This is a genomic window from Caloramator mitchellensis, from assembly GCF_001440545.1.
GTDB classification, from domain to species: Bacteria; Bacillota; Clostridia; order Clostridiales; family Caloramatoraceae; genus Caloramator; species Caloramator mitchellensis.
In genome coordinates, this window is sequence record NZ_LKHP01000019.1 from 19520 (window position 1) to 34436 (window position 14917).

19 protein-coding genes are annotated in these 14917 nt (G+C 33.2%); 15 read left to right on the top strand and 4 right to left on the bottom strand.

Going from position 1 to position 14917, the window contains the following annotated elements; all coding sequences use genetic code 11:
- Positions 1-22 precede the first annotated feature (22 nt).
- Complete coding sequence (locus ABG79_RS11115) at positions 23-523, top strand: DUF4446 family protein (RefSeq protein WP_057979540.1); 501 nt, start codon at positions 23-25, stop codon at positions 521-523.
- A gap of 12 nt (positions 524-535) precedes the next feature.
- Here the strand turns inward: ABG79_RS11115 and ABG79_RS11120 are convergent, their stop codons facing one another.
- The 3 genes from ABG79_RS11120 to ytvI form a co-directional block, all read right to left on the bottom strand.
- Positions 536-790 carry a YkuS family protein gene (locus tag ABG79_RS11120; protein ID WP_057979541.1) on the bottom strand — a complete coding sequence of 85 codons (255 nt, stop codon included), beginning with the start codon at positions 788-790 and terminating at the stop codon, positions 536-538.
- Positions 791-855: 65 nt separating this feature from the next.
- Positions 856-1437: a spore protease YyaC gene (yyaC, locus tag ABG79_RS11125; protein WP_057979542.1), complete on the bottom strand. Its 582-nt coding sequence runs from the start codon at positions 1435-1437 to the stop codon at positions 856-858.
- Between the two features lie 58 nt (positions 1438-1495).
- Positions 1496-2539: a sporulation integral membrane protein YtvI gene (gene ytvI / locus ABG79_RS11130; protein ID WP_057979543.1), complete on the bottom strand. Its 1044-nt coding sequence runs from the start codon at positions 2537-2539 to the stop codon at positions 1496-1498.
- A gap of 35 nt (positions 2540-2574) precedes the next feature.
- On the opposite strand from ytvI, the gene ABG79_RS11135 reads away from it, so the two are divergent.
- The 14 genes from ABG79_RS11135 (at position 2575) to ABG79_RS11200 (ending at position 13406) form a co-directional block, all read left to right on the top strand.
- Positions 2575-3198 (top strand): CvpA family protein, encoded by a 624-nt coding sequence (locus tag ABG79_RS11135; RefSeq protein WP_057979544.1) that lies wholly within the window; start codon positions 2575-2577, stop codon positions 3196-3198.
- A gap of 100 nt (positions 3199-3298) precedes the next feature.
- Positions 3299-3901: a sulfurtransferase-like selenium metabolism protein YedF gene (gene yedF, locus ABG79_RS11140; RefSeq protein ID WP_057979545.1), complete on the top strand. Its 603-nt coding sequence runs from the start codon at positions 3299-3301 to the stop codon at positions 3899-3901.
- A gap of 8 nt (positions 3902-3909) precedes the next feature.
- On the top strand, positions 3910-4170 hold the full coding sequence (locus tag ABG79_RS11145; protein ID WP_057979559.1) for a putative Se/S carrier protein: 261 nt from the start codon (positions 3910-3912) through the stop codon (positions 4168-4170).
- Positions 4171-4247: 77 nt separating this feature from the next.
- The gene (locus tag ABG79_RS11150) at positions 4248-5099 is read left to right on the top strand and encodes a mechanosensitive ion channel family protein (protein WP_242859336.1); all 852 of its coding nucleotides are present in this window, start codon (positions 4248-4250) and stop codon (positions 5097-5099) included.
- A gap of 1 nt (position 5100) precedes the next feature.
- Positions 5101-5313 carry a DUF951 domain-containing protein gene (locus tag ABG79_RS11155; RefSeq protein WP_057979546.1) on the top strand — a complete coding sequence of 71 codons (213 nt, stop codon included), beginning with the start codon at positions 5101-5103 and terminating at the stop codon, positions 5311-5313.
- Between the two features lie 72 nt (positions 5314-5385).
- Positions 5386-5670 (top strand): 30S ribosomal protein S6, encoded by a 285-nt coding sequence (rpsF, locus tag ABG79_RS11160; protein WP_057979547.1) that lies wholly within the window; start codon positions 5386-5388, stop codon positions 5668-5670.
- A 15-nt stretch (positions 5671-5685) separates the two neighbouring features.
- Positions 5686-6099, top strand: coding sequence for a single-stranded DNA-binding protein (locus tag ABG79_RS11165; RefSeq protein ID WP_057979548.1), 414 nt, complete (start codon positions 5686-5688; stop codon positions 6097-6099).
- Between the two features lie 24 nt (positions 6100-6123).
- Positions 6124-6369, top strand: coding sequence for a 30S ribosomal protein S18 (gene rpsR / locus ABG79_RS11170; RefSeq protein WP_057979549.1), 246 nt, complete (start codon positions 6124-6126; stop codon positions 6367-6369).
- A gap of 95 nt (positions 6370-6464) precedes the next feature.
- A complete protein-coding gene (locus tag ABG79_RS11175) occupies positions 6465-6776 on the top strand; it encodes a MazG-like family protein (RefSeq protein ID WP_057979550.1) in 312 nt (103 codons plus the stop codon).
- Between the two features lie 3 nt (positions 6777-6779).
- Complete coding sequence (locus ABG79_RS11180; RefSeq protein WP_057979551.1) at positions 6780-7742, top strand: YybS family protein; 963 nt, start codon at positions 6780-6782, stop codon at positions 7740-7742.
- Positions 7743-7754: 12 nt separating this feature from the next.
- Positions 7755-9734, top strand: coding sequence for a DHH family phosphoesterase (locus tag ABG79_RS11185; RefSeq protein ID WP_057979552.1), 1980 nt, complete (start codon positions 7755-7757; stop codon positions 9732-9734).
- Positions 9731-10177, top strand: a complete 447-nt coding sequence (gene rplI, locus ABG79_RS11190) for a 50S ribosomal protein L9 (protein ID WP_057979553.1) — start codon at positions 9731-9733, stop codon at positions 10175-10177. Before ABG79_RS11185 ends, rplI begins: the two co-directional genes overlap by 4 nt.
- A gap of 14 nt (positions 10178-10191) precedes the next feature.
- Positions 10192-12060 carry a Lon family ATP-dependent protease gene (gene lonC / locus ABG79_RS11195; protein ID WP_057979554.1) on the top strand — a complete coding sequence of 623 codons (1869 nt, stop codon included), beginning with the start codon at positions 10192-10194 and terminating at the stop codon, positions 12058-12060.
- A gap of 11 nt (positions 12061-12071) precedes the next feature.
- A complete protein-coding gene (locus ABG79_RS11200; RefSeq protein WP_057979555.1) occupies positions 12072-13406 on the top strand; it encodes a replicative DNA helicase in 1335 nt (444 codons plus the stop codon).
- A 24-nt stretch (positions 13407-13430) separates the two neighbouring features.
- Here the strand turns inward: ABG79_RS11200 and ABG79_RS11205 are convergent, their stop codons facing one another.
- Entirely contained in the window at positions 13431-14768 is a 1338-nt protein-coding gene (locus ABG79_RS11205; protein WP_057979556.1) for a transglutaminase domain-containing protein, read from the bottom strand.
- Between the last annotated feature and the right edge of the window lie 149 nt (positions 14769-14917).

The window sequence follows — 14917 nt, forward strand, 5'->3', positions numbered from 1 at the left end:
ACATTTTGAAGGGGTGTAGGATATGGATATGATTTTATCAGGTATTCAGGCTTTTGAACTTCCAATTATATTGGCACTATTTGTATTAGTCATTATACTTTTATTTATGGATATATTAAACAGGGTTGAAATTTCAAGACTTGAAAAAAGATATAAAAAAATGATGAAGGGAAGCATTGGAAAGAGCATAGAAGAACTTCTGATTGAAAATAACAATAAGACGGAGGAAGTATTAAAAACAGCAAAAGAAATTGAAGGAATGTATAAGGATATTGACCATAGACTTAAAAATAGCATACAAAAAGTTTCTGTTTTAAGATATAAGGCCTTTGACGATGTCGGTTCGGATTTAAGTTTTTCGATAGCTCTTTTAGATGAAAATAACGATGGAGTAATAATCACAGGAATATACGGAAGAAACGACAGCACTACATTTGCAAAGCCTATAAAAAATGGAATTTCGAAATATGACTTGTCGGAGGAAGAGAAAACAGTGTTAAAGGATGCAATTAATAAAAAATAGTGGCAACTGCCACTAAAAGAGCGGGGAATAGGTTTTGTGATGCAATGAATATATAATATCATTTAAGCTAAGGTTATCGCAGTTGATTATAAGGGAGCCAGTATCCTTTGCAGATAAACTGTTGTTTAATTGATATAATGGAATATCTTTTTCAGAATAGATGTAGGCATCTGAAATTACTCGCTCGCTAAATTTATGAACATCATAACCTAAATTTTTAAGCTCATTGAATAAATTCTCTAATCTATCATCGATGCTGATTGTCATATAAAAACCTCCTGCTTATATTTTTAGCAGGAGGTTTTTTAAATATACCCAAATTAAAGAAGTAATCAAAGAAATCTTGCTTTATTGTGTTCAAAGTATCTTTTTAGCCCCATATATAATGAAAAGGATATTGTGTCAGCCATTTTCATGACAAGAGACAGCCTTGTATTTTGCAAAATCAAATATTCCATAAAACCAGACATGTTTACAATTCCAGTTATCGAAATATCGCCAACTGGAGTGAGTTTTTTATTTACTCCTGCGCCAGGAAATAGCGGACCATAATAAAGATTTATCCTTCCTATGTTCTCATATTTTCCAAGCGATGCATCAACTGCGATTATGTATGGATTTTTAAAATTTGAATACACGTATTCAAGATTCTGGTCTAAATTTTTAGCATGAACAGGTTTCTCAAGAGTTCCTAAAACATTTAGTTCATTAAAGATATACGACTTACTAAGTTTTTCGCCTACAAGAGGTCCAAGGCAGTCTCCAGTTGAACGGTCAGTCCCTATGCACATAACAACTATATCTCTATTATTAGCCTCGTTTATCACTAGGCTAGAAATCTGATTGGATAGATGGAAAGCTGAATTAGGTTTATTTGTTTCAATAGAATAATAAAGTTTCTTTTCTTGAAGCATGAAAAAACCTCCCCTTTTAATCTATTAGAGAGTTTTTCCAAAAGGGAGGCTAAATATTCTATATAACATCTATTTTTCTTAAAATTTTATAAAATACCATTAAAAATATTAGATAAAGCATTCCTAAGAAACCATAAGCCTTTATGCCAATAAAAATTGCTGCCAGAACCATAACAGGATTCAAGTCAAGATTTGACGAAATTAATTTAGGTTCAACTATTTGTCTCACTGCTGTAATTAGAATATATACTATTATCAAACCTAATGCAGTAAAATAGTTCTTTATAATAACATAATAAATAGCGAGCGGGAAAAATACTGTCCCTATGCCTAATATAGGGAATATGTCTAAGAATGCACAAAGAAAACTTAAAAGCAATGCATAGTTAACTCTGAAAATACTAAAACCTATCAAACTTTCGAAAAAGGTCATAGAAAGCAAAATTGAGTAGGATTTTACATATCCAAGTAACATTTTAGAAGATTCATGCGAAAACTCTGAAAACTTTCTTTTACCCTCTTCAGAAAAAATATTTGTAATTTTGTTTTCAAATTTTAAAAGGTCTAAATTAAGAAAATATGTTGCAATAAATGTTATAACTATTATCATAAATATAGAAGGAAGAGTAAAAACTAATGCTAATATTTTATTTAACAACATTTGAATAATATTAAAAGTCGACGAAAATACCCTTGTTAAGCTCGATTGAATGTTACTTATTATTGTTGGATCAACAGATTCAATATGCTCTTGTAGTCTAACAACAATAGATTGAATATATGGATACAAATAATCTACATTTGGAATTTTAAGCAGCAAGTCCTTTATTTCAGCAGAAATATTAACTATTGCCACTATTAAGAAAGAAAAAACAACAGTAAACGAAACAATAGTAGTTAAAATAGATGAGACTGCTGGTGGCAACTTTAATTTTTTAATCAAAAACTCATTAAATGGCCTGTTAATTAATGCTATAATAATTGCAAGAACGAATGGGACAGTCAAATTTAAAGTCCCAAAGAACAATGCAAATAAAGCTGTATATATAAGAATGAAAATTGACGTTCGCTTTGCTCTAATTAAAAAATTCTTATCAAACATTCAATCACCTCGAAAAATAAAATTGGAGGAGTTTTATGAACATACATGGTTTTAATATAGTTGATTTTGTAATTCTATTACTAATATTATATGGTTGTATTGATGGAATGCAAAGGGGATTTATCGCATCTTTACTAAAAGTTTTATCAATAGTTTTTTCAATATATTTTGCAAAAGTTATAACACCATATATTACCTCTTTTATTATATACAATACCCCAATTTATAATCAAATGCAAAATGTTTTTTTGAAAAAAATGAGTTTAAATGCATCTGCTGCGCTTAGTATATTAAATTTAGTAGGAAATAAAGAAAAAATAGCTCAAACAGTCACTTTATTATTCTTAAACGCAGCATGTTACTTTTTTGCCTTCTTAATATTAACAATTATTTTTTCAATCATAAGAGACAATATAAGAATTAAAACAAGAAGAAGCAAAATAGGAATTATAGACAAATTATTAGGACTTGGTCTTGGATTTGTAAAATGGATTTTTATAATATTTTTGATTCTTGCTATAATAACTCCAGTAGTTAGCGTTTTACCTAATAACAACGCATTTAAAAGCAGCATAGAAACTTCAAAAATTGCTAAGTATTTTTACAACTACAATATAATCTTTCCTATTATTAAAAAAATAGAAGTATTGAAAAAATAAATTTTAAGTTTAAACAATATAGCTTTTATCTATAATGCTTTTATATTAAATATTAATTGCTTATATTTAACTTAGGATAAAATTTATTGGTGGTGGTAAAATGAAAATAGTTGACTGTAGAGGTTTAACTTGTCCAAAACCTGTTATACTTACAAAAAAAGAGGTTGAGTCACCTGATTTTAATGAAATAGAAGTAATTGTAGACAATGAATCTTCAAGGGAAAACGTTAAAAAGTATTTATCAAGTGCTAATCTTTTATTTACCATGGAAGAAAAAGAAGGATTATACCATTTCTATGCCAGAAAGCAAGGTGATGTAAAAAAAGTTGATGATGCTGTTGTATGTGATATTTCAAATATATCAATTGAAACAGGCTTGACATATGTTATTGCTTCTGATAAATTTGGAAATGGTGACGATAGCCTTGGAGCCCTTTTAATGAAAAGCTTTATTTATTCGTTAACCGAAGCTACACAAAAACCAGGCACGCTTATTTTTCTTAACGCAGGGGTAAAACTGACATCAGAAGGTTCAGATGTCCTAGAGAGCCTTAAAAAATTAGAAGAATTTGGAGTTGAAATACTATCCTGCGGAACATGCCTTGATTTTTACAACCTTAAGGAGAATCTAAAGGTAGGCAGCGTCACAAATATGTATACGATAGTTGAAAAGATGAACTCAACAAAGACTATAAAGATATGAGGGATGGTATGAGCAACATTCTTATTACATTTGACAGCACAAACTTTGCAATACAATGTGAAAGCGTTATAAAGTCAGAAAAGATTCAGGGAACAATAATGCCAACCCCGAGGGAAATAACAAAAAGCTGTGGCATTTCAATCAAAATAAAACCTGACGACTTGGACAAGGTAATTGAACTTATCAAAAATCAAAAAATCAGAGTGAAGATGCTATACAAATTTGATGAGTCGCGAATATTTGAAACAATTGAATTAAATGCACACTAAAGGTTTCTTTAGATGTGCTTTTTTGTTGATATTTTTTATTCTTTATTATAGACTAAAGACTATGAGGAGGTGTTAATTTGTTTAGAGATTTTTTATACAGCAAAGGCATTTTTTCGGAAAATCAATTGTTGTATTATCTTTCAGTATTCATTAAAGCCATAATAATAATTATTATAACTAAAATAGCAATTTCAATTGGAAGCAAGTTAATTCATAAATTTTTCGAAGGTCATAAAAAATCAAGATTTGGCCTTAATGATAAAAAGGCAGACACGCTCAATGAGCTATTTAAAAATTTATTGAGATACATAATTTATTTTGTTTCAGCAATTTGGGTTTTGGAAACGTTGGGTTTTGATATTAAGACGCTTATAGCGGTAACCGGGGTTGCTGGAGTTGCAATAGGCTTTGGAGCGCAGAGCCTTGTAAAAGATGTTATATCAGGATTTTTTATATTATTTGAAGACCAGTTTGCAGTTGGAGATTATATAAGCATTGACGGTTTTTCTGGAATTGTTGAGGTATTAGGTTTAAGAGTAACAAAGATAAGGGATTTTTCTGGTGAACTTCATATTATTCCAAATGGAACAATAAACAGAGTTACAAATAAATCAAGAGGAAATATGAGGGCTCTTGTAGATGTTTCTATTTCATACGAGGATGACATTGAAAGAGCAGTAGAGGTATTAAATAATGTTTGCCATAAAATGAAACAGGAGCTTGATTATATAGTAGAAGGCCCAACAGTGTTAGGAGTAGTTAAACTTTCAGAGCACGGAGTTGATATAAGAGTCGTTGCAAAAACAATACCTATGAAGCAGTGGGAAGCAGAAATGGAACTTAGAAAGAGAATAAAGATGGAATTTGATAAGGAAAAAATTGAAATACCATATCCAAAAAGAATAATATACAGCAAAGAAAGGGAGTGATATTTTGAAGGAATTTTATCTTGGAGACATTGTTGAAACAAGAAAGGAACACCCATGCGGAAGTAAAAACTGGGAAGTAATACGACTCGGGGCAGATATTAAGATAAAATGTGTGCAGTGCGGCAGGATAGTGATGCTTCCGAGGAGTAAATTCGAAAAATCAGTAAAAAAAATAATCAAATCAAATGCACCGGATAATGTTGCAAATGAATGATATATATGTTAGAATATTATAGTCCCTGCCCACACAAGTGGGCCGTAAGTCCAGAGGGAGGAGGTGTAGAGTATGAAAAGATATGAAACACTATTTGTTATAGCACCAAACCTAACTGAAGAAGAGGTTAAATCTACAGTTGAAAAGGTGAAGGGTGTTATCGAAAATGGTGGTGGAGTAATTGACAATGTAGATGAATGGGGCAAGAGAAGACTTGCTTATGAAATCAACGATTTCAATGAAGGATTCTATGTTTTAATTAACTTCACATCAAACCCAGAATTACCTAAGGAATTAGACAGAGTGTTGAAAATCTCCGATAACGTTATAAGACATATCGTTATCAAACTTGATTAATAAGGTGGTGGAGTCATGAACAAGGTAATATTGATAGGCAGATTGACTCGTGATCCTGAGATAAGATATACAGCAGGGACGGGTATTGCTGTGACCACCTTTACTTTAGCTGTTGATAGACCCTATATAGGCCAAAGTGGTCAAAGGGAAGCGGATTTTATCCCTGTTGTTTGCTGGAGAAAGCTTGCAGAATTAGTTGCAAACAATCTCACAAAAGGAAGACTTATAGCAGTTTCTGGTTCTATTCAGACGAGAAAGTATCAGGCTCAGGATGGAACAAATAGATATGCTACAGAAGTTATAGCAGACGAGGTTAAATTCCTTGATAGAGCTAAAGAACAAACGGGTGCATTCAAGGCTAATGATGAAATAGCAACGGATGAAGGAGATTTCTTCCCTGTCGATGGTGAAGACGATATTCCATTCTAAAAAATTAGGTAAGGAGGGGAAATGATGTCAAACGTTAACAAGAAGCAGTCAAGACAAAGAAAAGCAAAGAAGAGAGTTTGCGCTTTCTGTATGGATAAATCAGAACATATAGATTACAAAGACCTCGGAAAGTTAAAGAGATATATAACTGAAAGAGGAAAGATACTTCCAAGAAGAATTTCTGGAAACTGCGCAAAGCATCAAAGAGAATTGACAATTGCTATTAAAAGAGCAAGAAACATTGCTTTATTGCCATTTACAACTGAGTAATGATAAAAAGTGCCTTTATGGCACTTTTTATTTTACTTGATTATTCGAAAAAGTTGTTGTAGCATAACATTAAGAATATATTAGGGGGTGCTATTATGGGGGAAGACATGGATATAATGGGTAATATAAGACTTATAGAAAATTATAAAACATTTTTGCTAACCTCTGTCGCAGATTTGCATATTTCTATGCTCAAGGGAAATAGAGCAAATGTAGAAGAGATAAAGGATGAAATATCACAGATTATAATACTTTCATATTTGCTTTCAAAAAAACTTGGAATAGATTATTCATCGATAGATGAAAAAATAATTAAAAAGTTAAGAGTTAGCCTTTCAGAAGAAAACAACAAAGAACAAGGGGACTACCTTAGCCTTATTACATATTTAAAGGAAGGAAGGGAATAAGATTTGCAAAAAACTTCAACAAAATCATTGATTGAATCGTCACTTTTGACAGCAATAGCAGTAGTTTTAATACTTATAAGCATATATATCCCTGTTTTTTATTACATCGGGCTATTTATGTGGCCATTGCCCCTTGCACTTGTTCAAATAAAACATGGATACAAATACAGCATAACAAGCCTTGTGGCAACGACGATAATAATTCTATTATTTACAGACCCATACACTGCCTTTGGATTTGCAATAACAAACGGCCTATTGGGAATAGCGCTTGGATACATGATAAAGAAAAGGGCTAACGTATTTACTATGATATTTGTCATGGTAATAATAAATATAATATCCCTTACAGCATCAATAAAGCTATTTGGGCTTATTGCAGGGCAGGATTATATAAAAATGGCATTTGAAGAACTTTACAGAAGTTTGGATACAGCAAAAAATATGTATAGCAAAATGGGAATACCAAAGGAAACGACAGAGGCAATATTTAAATCAATTCCACCAAGGGAAACCATGATGATGTTAATACCAACGGCTCTTATTTTTCATGGCATATTATCATCGGTAATAACATATTTCTTTGCGAAAAAAATATACTCAAGGTTTGGAATCAAACTTGAGGACATTCCTAAGTTTTCGAACTGGTATATCCCAGCAAAGTTTGCTCTGACGCTGATGTTATTAATCCTATTAGGCTACTTAGCGGCCTATATGAGATTAAACAGGGGCGAAGCAATACTATTAAACGCAATGTATCTTATGATGTTTGTATTTACAATAAATGGGCTTGCAGCCTTGAGCTTTTATCTTGAAAAAAGAGGACTTGCAAAGTCTCTCAGGCTACTTATTATGTTTTTTGTATTTACTTCGTTTGGAAACTTGCTTTTTATAGTAGGAATAATCGACTATTCATTGAATTTAAGGAAGCTTGATATATCAAGATTAAAGGATTCTCCAAAATAATGGAGGTTTATTATGGATAATAAATTTAGAAATTTTATCCCGAATGTAAAAATCTATATGATTATAATAGCTATTCTGTTAATTATAATCGCCTATTTCAACATCTATATATTTTATTTTGGTTTGTCTATATATATACTTCTTCTATTTTACAACTTCAAGAGTGTAAAGTTGAAGAAGGATGAGTTTTTTAAGCTAATAGAAGATATATCCAGCAATATAGATGTTGCAGGCAGAAATACTCTGTCAAAGATACCAATACCCCTTGTTATTGCAGATAACGACGGAAAGATGATTTGGGCAAACAACCCCTTTATTGAAAATGTTTTTAAAAATCCACATGGAAAAAAGATAGATACTTTAATTGGGGAAATTAATCTAACAAAAATATCCGAAAAAAATATCAACGAGTTATCAAAAGTAAAGATTGAGGATGAGTATTACGATGTAATGATTAATATAGTTAAATCAAAATCCTCGAGCAGAAAAAATATTTATATATTTTACTTTATAAACAAAACCGACTACTATAATCTTCTTGAAAACCACAATGAAAGAAAGATGGTAGTTGCACTTATTGAAGTAGACAACCACGATGAAGTTCTAAAGAGCATGGAGGAGATAAACAGACCCCTTTTAATTGCTGAAATAGATAAGAAAATAAATACATTTACAAGCAGCCTTAATGCCCTTGTAAGAAAATACGATGTAAACAAATATGTAGTTGTATTTGAAGAACAATTCGTTTCAAAACTAATTGACAGCAAATTTGCTATTCTTGATGAGGTAAGAGAAATTTCGTTTGGAAACAAAATACCTGTAACTCTAAGCATTGGTGTTGGAATTAATGGTGACAATCCATATAAAACTCACCAGTATGCAATAGCTGCTAAGGACTTGGCACTTGGAAGAGGTGGGGACCAGGCAGTCGTAAAGGATGGCGATAGGCTCTTATTTTTCGGTGGTAGGAGCAAGGAAGTGGAAAAAAGAACAAGAGTTAAGGCAAGGGTTATTGCCCATGCTATATCCGAGCTTATAAACCAGTCAACTGAAGTTATAATAATGGGACATGAATCACCAGACCTTGATTCAATGGGGGCAGCGCTTGGAATGTATAGAGGCTGCAAACTAAAGGGAAAGAATACCTATATAATGCTTAATAAGGTAAATAAATCCATTGAAAAAATAATGGAAAAAGTTAATAATAGAGGATATGAGGGTGTATTCATAACAAATGAAACAGCTAATTTAATAGTAAAAGAAACTACCCTAATAATAGTAGTTGATGTTCACAGAAAAAGTTTTGTTGAATATCCCGAACTTTTAGATAAAGTAAGAAATATAGTAGTCATAGACCACCACAGAAAGAGCGTTGATTTTATTGATAATGCAACCATTTCATATATTGAGCCATATGCCTCATCAACTGCTGAACTGGTAACTGAGCTAATTCAATATATGGTAGAAAAGGTAGAATTAAAGGATGTTGAGGCTCAGGCTTTAATGGTTGGAATATATGTAGATACTAAAAATTTCACCCACAAAACAGGAACAAGAACATTTGAAGCAGCAGGTTTTCTAAAGAAGATGGGAGCCGACCTTATAGAGGTTAAAAAACTTTTTGCTGATGATTTTAAAACATTTATACAAAGAGTAGAACTTATAAAAAGTGCAGAAATAAAAAATGGAATAGCCATTGCACTTCATAGGGGACATGTAGACAATTTTATTATAGTTCCTCAGGCAGCCGATGACCTTTTAAAAATCGATGGTATTGAGGCGTCCTTCGTGCTTGCAAATGTAGATAACGAAGTTATGATAAGCGGAAGGTCGCTTGGAGATATAAATGTCCAGCTAATACTTGAGAGCATTGGCGGCGGAGGGCATATGACAATTGCAGGTGCAAGATTATCAAATATTTCTATAGACGATGCTAAAAAGCTATTAGAACAAGCTATAAATAAATATCTAAAGGAGAGTGACAAAAGATGAAGGTAATACTTAATGCAGATGTTAAAGGTGTTGGAAAAAAGGGAGATGTTGTTAACGTATCCGATGGATACGCAAGAAATTTTTTATTTCCAAGAAACCTTGCAATAGAAGCAACTGAAGGAAGTTTAAGACAGGTTCAAGCTCAAAAGGCAATGGAAGAGCAAAAAAAGAAGGAAGAACTTCAAAAGGCTAAGGAACTTGCAAAGAAAATATCTGAACTTACAGTTGAGTTAACTGTTAAGGCTGGAGAAAATGGAAAATTGTTTGGTTCAATAACTTCTAAGGATATAGCAGAACAACTTAAAAAGCAGCATGGAATTGAAATAGACAAGAAAAAGATTGAACTTGACGATGCGATTAAAATGGCTGGGGTATATAATGTTGAAATTAAAGTTTACCCAGAGGTTTCGGCAAAGCTCAAGGTAAACATTAAAGCGCAGTAAGAAAGGAAGATTACATGAAATCAAACACAGCAAAGAAAAATAGAAAGATACAAGAACTAATCAAGATGCAATACGAAGAACTGGAAGTAAAAGTTAATTCATATTTAGAGATGCTATACAATCTTTATGGTGATGAATATTTAAACAATGCATTTGAGAGCGAAGAAGTTCTTGAATATATTTTGAGCGACGATATGAACGAAAAGATATATGCTCTTCAAAAGATGCTGTTAAAAAAGGATGATTTTATAGATGACCCGTTTGAAGTAATGGACGAAATTGAGCAAAAAATAGCCTATTTAACTGCAAAGAGAAAAGTTGAAGTAGAAATAGAAAAGAAAGTTGAAGAGTTATTAGAAAACCATAATGAAAAATTTATTGATGATTTAAAACTTAGCATCATGAAAAAAAGAAAGGGTCCAGAAAACAGCAAGACTCTTAAAAAGCTTGCTGAACTTCAAAAGCTCGAAACCGTAAAGCTTTCAAAATCAATTATGGAAGTTCTGCGCCCAAGTTCAGTCGATGAAATTGTTGGACAAGATAGGGCGATTACTGCAATTCTTTCAAAACTTGCTTCACCCTATCCCCAGCATATTATATTATACGGCCCTCCAGGCGTTGGAAAGACAACAACTGCAAGGCTTGCTTTTCAAATTGCCAGGATGCTAAGGTCTACTCCATTTAGCGATGAGGCACCTTTTGTTGAGGTGGATGGGACAACCCTTAGATGGGACCCTAGAGATATAACTAACCCTCTTTTGGGTTCGGTTCACGACCCTATTTATCAGGGAAGTAAAAGGGACTTTGCTGAAACAGGAACGCCGGAGCCAAAACTTGGGCTTGTTACTAAGGCTCACGGTGGAATATTGTTCATAGATGAAATAGGCGAAATGGACTATTTCCTTCAGAATAAATTGTTAAAGGTTTTAGAGGATAAGAAGGTTGAATTTTCATCTTCTTATTATGACCCTGATGATGAGAATGTGCCTGAATATATAAAGATGTTGTTCAACGACGGGGCGCCTGCTGATTTTGTTCTTATCGGTGCAACAACAAGAAGCCCTGAAGAAATAAACCCTGCATTAAGGTCAAGATGTGCAGAGGTATATTTTGAGCCCCTTTCTAAAAAAAATATTCAACAGATTGTTTTAAACGCAGCGAAAAAGTTAAAAATTAAGATAGATGATGATGTCCCAGAAATAATAAGCCAGTATACAATAGAAGGTAGAAAGGCTATTAATATACTTGCCGATGCCTATGGATATGTTTTATACAATAAAAATATAAAGCATATTCGAATAAAAAAGCAGGATGTTTTAGATATAATATCCCTTTCAAAGCTGACTCCATATTATAAAGAATATGCTTCTGATAGAATGGAGGTAGGAAAGGTATTTGGGCTTGCTGTTTCAGGATTTATAGGAAGCATTCTCGAGATTGAAGCTGCAGCATTTCCAAAGGAAAATGGAAGTGTTAGATTTAATGAAACTGCTGGAAGTATGGCAAAGGATTCGGTTTTCAATGCAGCCTCGGTTATAAGAAGATTGACTGGCGAGGATATTTCAAATTATGATATCCATGTAAACATCATAGGCGGAGGAAATGTCGATGGGCCTTCTGCCGGTGCAGCTATAACAGTTGCAATTTTGAGCGCCATTACTGAAAAGAAGGTAAGGCAGAATGTTGCAATAACTGGTGAAATATCTATTCTTGGAGAGATAAAGCCAGTTGGAGGCGTAAACGAGAAAATTCACGGCGCAATTCAGGCTGGTATGAAAAAGGTTATAGTTCCAAAGGAAAACATGGATGAAATAAACAAGGATTTAGAAATTGAAATAATTCCTGTTACAAATATAGAAGAAGTTTTGAGCGTTGTTTTTTAGGAGGCGGTTAAATGGACAGGATAAAAGTCCCTCCACATAATATAGAAGCAGAGCAGTCTGTCCTTGGCTCTATGCTTCTTGATAAAAACGCAATTGCAGATGTGACTGAAATACTAAACAGTGGTGAGGAATTTTATAAAGAATCCCATAGGATATTATTCCAAGCCATTCTTGAGATATATAACAAGGACGAGCCAGTAGATATGATCACTCTTGTGGACCTTTTGAGAAGCCGAAACCTCTTGGAAGCAGTAGGAGGGCTTAGCTATATTTCAGCTATTGTAACTTCTGTTCCTACTACTACTAATGCAAAATATTATGCAAAGATTGTAAAGGAAAAGGCTCTTTTAAGAAGGTTGATTCTTGCTTCAAACGAGGTAATGGAAAAATGTTATCAGGAACCTGATGATGTTGAAGAGGTATTGGGTTTTGCTGAAAAGTCAATATTTGATATATCTCAAAACAAATCCCATACAGACTTTGAGGCTATTTCCAGCATAATTCTAAAGAGTTTTGACAGCATAGAACATCTTTCAAAGACAAAGGGAGAGATAACTGGTATCCCTTCTGGATTTGTGGACCTTGACAGAAAGACATCAGGATTTCAAAAGGGAGATTTTGTTCTTGTTGCAGCAAGACCTTCTATGGGTAAAACTGCTTTTGTATTAAACATTGCGCTTCATGCTGCACTAAGGGCTAAGAAAAGCGTTGCTGTATTTTCGCTTGAAATGTCAAAGGAGCAGCTTGCATATAGAATGCTCTGTGCTGAAGCTAATATAGACATGCTGAAGTTAAGAACAGGAGATCTTGACGATGAGGATTGGTTCAGGCTTGCAAGGGCTGCAGGGCCAATGTCTGAATCCAAGATTTTTATAGATGACACACCTGGTATTTCAGTAAATGAGATGCGTTCAAAGTGTAGAAGGCTTAAAATTGAAAAGGGATTAGATATAATAATCGTTGACTATTTGCAGCTTATGTCAGGCAGCAGAAGAACAGAAAATAGACAGCAGGAAGTTTCTGAAATATCGAGAGCCCTAAAGGCGCTTGCAAAGGAAATGGAAGCTCCGGTTATTGCTCTGTCGCAGCTTAGCCGTGCGCCTGAGGCGAGATCCGACCACAGGCCAATGCTCTCCGACCTAAGAGAATCCGGATCCATTGAGCAGGACGCCGATGTGGTTATGTTCCTTTACAGGGACGAATACTATAACAAGGATTCGGAAAAGAAAAATATTGCAGAAGTAATTATAGCAAAGCAAAGAAATGGTCCAACAGGAACTGTTGAACTCATATGGCTTGGTCAATACACCCGCTTTGCAAATCTGGATAGGTATCATAATGCTTAAAAAAGAGGTTCGAATGAACCTCTTTTAATTTGAAGCGGGGTATTTTGTTGTATCCCAGGTGTGGTCGGCTGAAATTTTTGAGTCAGTTATCAGGAAGTAATCATATTTCAGTGTTTGGATACTTCCACCATTTACAATCGGGTCATCGAAGGTTGCATCGACATGATAATACTTACCGTCAACCTTTACAAGGTTCCAAGCGTGAGGTTGCCCCTTACCATAACCCGTTATAATAATATTTTCAATTCCAGCTTCCTTTAATAAAAGATACATAGCATGTGCATAGCCCTGGCAAACTCCAACCCTTTTAATCAATACACCATAGGCAGTGTAAGATTCATGCGGGATTGTGTCATTTAAGAAGTTTTGATAATCATATTTTGTATTGTTTACAATGTAATCGTGAATGGCCTTTACCTTATCACGCTCTGACATATTGTTGTTTATTATTTGAGTTACAATTCTATTAACCTCATCTAAAACTTGGCTTTTCATTTCTTTTATTTTGTTGATCTCATCACTATAGTTAAATACTACTTCAATTGTTCTGCTGACAGGAACTCCACCTACAGTTTGCGTTGTTTGATAAATATTAAATCCTTTTATATAGTATGAGTTTGGATTTTCATCGTAAATACCGTCAAGTTTTTTGGATATTTCCTCCATATCCATCTGATTTGGACTGTTAAATTCAAATACAACTTTTTCTTCGGTGTTATCGATTGCCCTATTTATCTTTTCTTTTATTTCATCAACCGTTAAATCTACATTTGTATTTGCTAAAGCATCTTCTTTAACCTCGTGGGGCTCAACATAACTTATATTTACATCTACAATTGCCTTTTTGCTGTTGGGCATTCTATATATATTCGAGGACAAATTAGCATTTTCAGTCTTGGTTTTATCAAGGCCATTTAAGTTATAAATACTGCTGTAATTATTTATAATTATTTTTACATTAGACCTTTTAGAACTTATAGCATTATAAATTGCATTTTGAAACTCAGAAAGATTATTTACAATTACATCACCGTTTCTGTAATTAAAACTTATACTAAACTTTGTATAGTTTCCTGATTTAGATGACTTTAAACTTATTGATGAAATTATGAACCTTAGATTTTTATTATTTCCCTCAGCCTTTAAAATAGTATTCGCTAAAGGATATTTACTGCTGCTATATTTGTAAATATAAAGAGTAATTGCTGGTTTTTTATTAGAAATCGCATTATAAAGTGAATTGTAAAATGAATTATAGTTTTTTACATAATAATTTGGAGTGCTTGCCATCGCTGTGGAATTTAAAAGAAAGATTAGGATAAATAAAACAGCATAGATTTTTGTGAAACGTTTTATAACCATCACCCCCTGTTAGAAATAATTTTAGCACTAAGAAATGAAAAATCAATGGAAATTACAGGCTGGTGAAATGTAGTAACTCTTGACAATTTTACATAAATTGTTAATATAAAATTAGATGCTTCATTAGCTCAGCGGTAGAGCAGCTGATT

What these genes read in the sequence shown, in the direction of transcription:
- rpsF (WP_057979547.1), top strand. Translation starts at nt 5,386, where the DNA reads ATGAAAAGATATGAAACACTATTTGTTATAGCACCAAACCTAACTGAA.
- ABG79_RS11165 (WP_057979548.1), top strand. Translation starts at nt 5,686, where the DNA reads ATGAACAAGGTAATATTGATAGGCAGATTGACTCGTGATCCTGAGATA.
- ABG79_RS11185 (WP_057979552.1), top strand. Translation starts at nt 7,755, where the DNA reads ATGGATAATAAATTTAGAAATTTTATCCCGAATGTAAAAATCTATATG.
- rplI (WP_057979553.1), top strand. Translation starts at nt 9,731, where the DNA reads ATGAAGGTAATACTTAATGCAGATGTTAAAGGTGTTGGAAAAAAGGGA.
- lonC (WP_057979554.1), top strand. Translation starts at nt 10,192, where the DNA reads ATGAAATCAAACACAGCAAAGAAAAATAGAAAGATACAAGAACTAATC.
- ABG79_RS11135 (WP_057979544.1), top strand. Translation starts at nt 2,575, where the DNA reads ATGAACATACATGGTTTTAATATAGTTGATTTTGTAATTCTATTACTA.
- ABG79_RS11145 (WP_057979559.1), top strand. Translation starts at nt 3,910, where the DNA reads ATGAGCAACATTCTTATTACATTTGACAGCACAAACTTTGCAATACAA.
- rpsR (WP_057979549.1), top strand. Translation starts at nt 6,124, where the DNA reads ATGTCAAACGTTAACAAGAAGCAGTCAAGACAAAGAAAAGCAAAGAAG.
- yyaC (WP_057979542.1), bottom strand. Translation starts at nt 1,437, where the DNA reads ATGCTTCAAGAAAAGAAACTTTATTATTCTATTGAAACAAATAAACCT.
- yedF (WP_057979545.1), top strand. Translation starts at nt 3,299, where the DNA reads ATGAAAATAGTTGACTGTAGAGGTTTAACTTGTCCAAAACCTGTTATA.
- ABG79_RS11120 (WP_057979541.1), bottom strand. Translation starts at nt 790, where the DNA reads ATGACAATCAGCATCGATGATAGATTAGAGAATTTATTCAATGAGCTT.
- ABG79_RS11175 (WP_057979550.1), top strand. Translation starts at nt 6,465, where the DNA reads ATGGGGGAAGACATGGATATAATGGGTAATATAAGACTTATAGAAAAT.
- ABG79_RS11115 (WP_057979540.1), top strand. Translation starts at nt 23, where the DNA reads ATGGATATGATTTTATCAGGTATTCAGGCTTTTGAACTTCCAATTATA.
- ABG79_RS11200 (WP_057979555.1), top strand. Translation starts at nt 12,072, where the DNA reads ATGGACAGGATAAAAGTCCCTCCACATAATATAGAAGCAGAGCAGTCT.
- ABG79_RS11205 (WP_057979556.1), bottom strand. Translation starts at nt 14,768, where the DNA reads ATGGTTATAAAACGTTTCACAAAAATCTATGCTGTTTTATTTATCCTA.
- ytvI (WP_057979543.1), bottom strand. Translation starts at nt 2,539, where the DNA reads ATGTTTGATAAGAATTTTTTAATTAGAGCAAAGCGAACGTCAATTTTC.